This window comes from Mycobacterium sp., assembly GCF_025965855.1.
Taxonomy (GTDB): domain Bacteria; phylum Actinomycetota; class Actinomycetes; order Mycobacteriales; family Mycobacteriaceae; genus Mycobacterium.
This window is the reverse complement of sequence record NZ_JAOPWB010000130.1, coordinates 1-3,123: the sequence shown is the minus strand read 5'-3', so window position 1 is coordinate 3,123 and position 3,123 is coordinate 1. Positions and strand designations below refer to the sequence as shown.

The window sequence follows — 3,123 nt, the reverse complement described above, 5'->3', positions numbered from 1 at the left end:
GGGTTGAAGTACAGGAAGAACGGCGTGTCCTTCTCGACACTGTCGTCGATGAAGTCAAAGGCGCGGCGCAGGTATTCCACATCGGCGTCCCGTTTCACCTCGAACGTCAGCTGTTCGCATTCTGTCGGCGGCTGGCCTTTGGTGCTTTCCAGCATGTAGGACACCGGGTCGCGTTCGGGGTCATACCACGGGTCGGTCTCCCACAGTGCCTCGTCATAGGAGTGCGGCGGCCCGTACCACGCGTCGAATCCGTGGTCGGTGGGCCAGCGGCCCTCTTCATCGCCGACATGCCATTTACCCAGACACGACGTGGCGTAGCCCGCCTCGGAGAAGATATCGCCCAGCGTGCGCTCCCAGCTGACCAGACCGAACGGCATCCCGTGTCCGGACGCGGTGTGGTTGCCCGACCGGACCGCGTAGCGCCCGGTCAGCAGCGCCGAACGCGTCGGGGTGCACTGGGATTCGGGCGCGTAATTCAACAGCTGGAAGCCTTGCGCGGCGAATGCGTCGATACGCCGGGTATGAGCGCCGCGCAGTATTCCCCCTCCGTAGCAACCGAGTTCGCCGAAACCCAGGTTGTCGACGTGGAAGAACACGACATTCGGCGATGTGGGTTCCGGCATTGGGCCTCCTCCGCTGCCGACGGCAGCCGCCACCAGTATGGGCGCACCGCCGACACCGCCGATACGGATTCGGCCGTCACCACCAACGCAACCAAGTCCATGCATCCTGGGCCGCAGCATTCTGCGGTTGTCGTGGTCGATCCGGCGGCTGGCCGACCCAGCTTGCCCGCGTCCCAGGTCCCTTCCATCGACGGTCGAGCATGCAGTTGCGTGTCGGCGGCGGATGTACGGCTGCAACGTGGACCGAGTCGTTCATCGATGGGGGCACGTTGCGGCGTAGCAGGCCGGGGTCTGGTAGCCCAGGGCCGAGTGACGTCGGTGGTGGTTGTAGTCGTACTTCCAGTCGGTGATAACGACCAGGGCCTGGGCCAGTGACCAGAAGACGTTGATGTTCAGACATTCGTCGCGGATCCTGCTGTTGAACGACTCGATATAGCCGTTTCGCCACGGCTCACCCGGCGGGATGAACGACAGCCCGACGCGTCCCCCGGCCCAGTCGGCCATCGCCGCACACGCGAGCTCAGGACCATTGTCGCAGCGCAACACGGCTGGGTATGTACGTTCGGCGGCAAGGCGATCCAGCTCGTCGATCAGCGTCTCCGCGGTGATCGAGCGGTCGACCAGGCCGCCGAGGCATTCGCGGGTGTGTTCATCGACAATTGACACGATCTTGGTCGGGCGCCCGTCGGTAGTGGCGTCGAACTGGAAGTCGACCGCCCACACCTGGTTTGGCGCATCCGCGGTCGGTAGGCCCAGTGCGGTGGAGGCGCCCAGGCGTTTGCGACGCCGTCGTTGCGGCACACGCAGGCCCTCGTCGCGCCACAACCGCTGGATCTTCTTATGGTTCACCATCCAACCCTCGGCGCGCGCGTCGTGATAGGCGGGCCGAAACCCGCGCCGTGGATGGTCTTTCGCGTACCGACGAAGCCATGTCCGCAGCCCGGCATCGGGGTCAGCAGGGTTCGCTGCGGCTGGTTCATGACGCTGGGTGCTTCGGTTCTGCCCGGTCACCCGGCAGGCGAACCGCTCCGACACACCCATCGCTGCGATGAGGTGGTGAACGGCCGCCCGCCGGCGTTCCGGGCCTAGAAGTTTCCCTTGGCGATCTCCTTCAACGCGGCCTTCTCCAACTCCGCCTCAGCCAGCAAACGCTTGAGCGTGGAGTTCTCCCGTTCAAGCTCCCTGAGGCGTTTTGCATCATCGGCCTTCAGTCCGCCGAACTGGTTACGCCAGCGGTAGTACGTCTGCTCCGCCACCCCAAGCTCGCGGCAGACGTCTGCGACGTCCTTGCCCTCACCCAACATCCGATCCGCGCTCGCCAGCTTGCGCACGACCTGCTCCGGACTGTGTCGCTTCCTCGTCGTCATCGTCATCGAGCCTTCCTGCCCACATCCTGGGCGGCAAGACTCTCACCTGACCTGGATCAACCAGGCGGGGTCAGGCCAGGTCCTGCCGCTGCGGCGGGCAAACGGCTGACGAGTAGTTCGGGTCTCTGTACCGACCACATTGGGGTCTGGTCTCGGGAATACTGCGCTGCAACAAAGCACCAGCAGATCGGGGATCCCAGCGATGGTCATGACACGTGCCGAAGCGGCGCAGTACGTCAAGAATGCCGGAGGCTTGAAGCTTGTCGTTTTCGGAGCCGATGGGCACGAGGTCGCGGCGATGTTCGTGCAAGGATCGGTGACATACGACCAGGAGGAAGCGACCTTCATTGCGGTTGTTGAGGACGGCCACACGGTTGGGGAACTGTTCGTGGACGAAACTGTCGGTTACGACGAGAGCACGGACGCCTTTGTCATCCGTACCGCGCAATAGTGTCCGCGGCTCGACTGGTTCGAATGGTTATCAGTGCCTGCAACGCCGCATGAATGGCATGCCCACACCTGATGTTCGAGGTGGGCGTGCGTTGCTTGTGCCATGCTGCGTGGGTGTCCGCTGATCCGGCGGCTGCTCCTTCGGGGGTAGTGACGTTTTTGTTCACCGATATCGAGGGTTCGACCCGTCGGTGGGAGACGGACGCCGATGCAATGCGGGCAGCACTCGCCGCCCATGACGAGGTGTTGCGCAATGTGATCGAGGCGCACGGCGGTTGGTTGTTCAAGCACACCGGGGACGGGGTGTGTGCCGCCTTCGCGTCACCTCGGTCTGCGGTGGATGCTGCGGTGGCTGCGCAGCGAGAGTTGGAGTTGCCAGTGCGGATGGGGATCGCAACCGGTGAAGCCGAGTTGCGGGACGGGGATTACTTCGGCGCGGTATTGAATCGCGCAGCGCGGCTGATGGCTGCCGGGCATGGCGGGCAGATCCTTTTGGCGGAGTCGACGGCGGTACTGCTCAGCGGCGTTGATCTCATCGATCTAGGTCCGCGCCGGTTGCGGGATGTACCGATGCCGGTCGGGGTGTTCCAAGTGAGAGCGCAGGGTCAGGCGACGGAATTTCCGCCGCTGCGGGCGCTCGACACAAGTCCGGGGAACCTGCGGCCTCAGACCACGAGCTTCAT

The 3,123-nt window shown here is 64.1% G+C and carries 4 protein-coding genes; 2 read left to right on the top strand and 2 right to left on the bottom strand.

Annotated features, from left to right (window positions below):
* On the bottom strand, positions 1-623 hold a 623-nt coding region (locus JWP83_RS09845), incomplete at its 3' end, for a sulfatase-like hydrolase/transferase (RefSeq protein WP_297729393.1).
* 252 nt (positions 624-875) lie between these two features.
* Positions 876-1,990, bottom strand: a protein-coding gene (locus JWP83_RS09840) for an IS3 family transposase (RefSeq protein ID WP_297729401.1) whose coding sequence is annotated in 2 segments (ribosomal slippage) — positions 876-1,723 and positions 1,723-1,990 — 1,116 coding nt in all. Because the reading frame shifts where the segments join, the coding sequence is not laid out codon by codon here.
* A gap of 202 nt (positions 1,991-2,192) precedes the next feature.
* Between JWP83_RS09840 and JWP83_RS09835 the strand changes: the two genes are divergently transcribed.
* Both JWP83_RS09835 and JWP83_RS09830 read left to right on the top strand, forming a co-directional pair.
* A complete protein-coding gene (locus JWP83_RS09835) occupies positions 2,193-2,441 on the top strand; it encodes a hypothetical protein (RefSeq protein ID WP_297729390.1) in 249 nt (82 codons plus the stop codon).
* Positions 2,442-2,512: 71 nt separating this feature from the next.
* On the top strand, positions 2,513-3,123 hold a 611-nt coding region (locus tag JWP83_RS09830), incomplete at its 3' end, for an adenylate/guanylate cyclase domain-containing protein (RefSeq protein ID WP_297729396.1).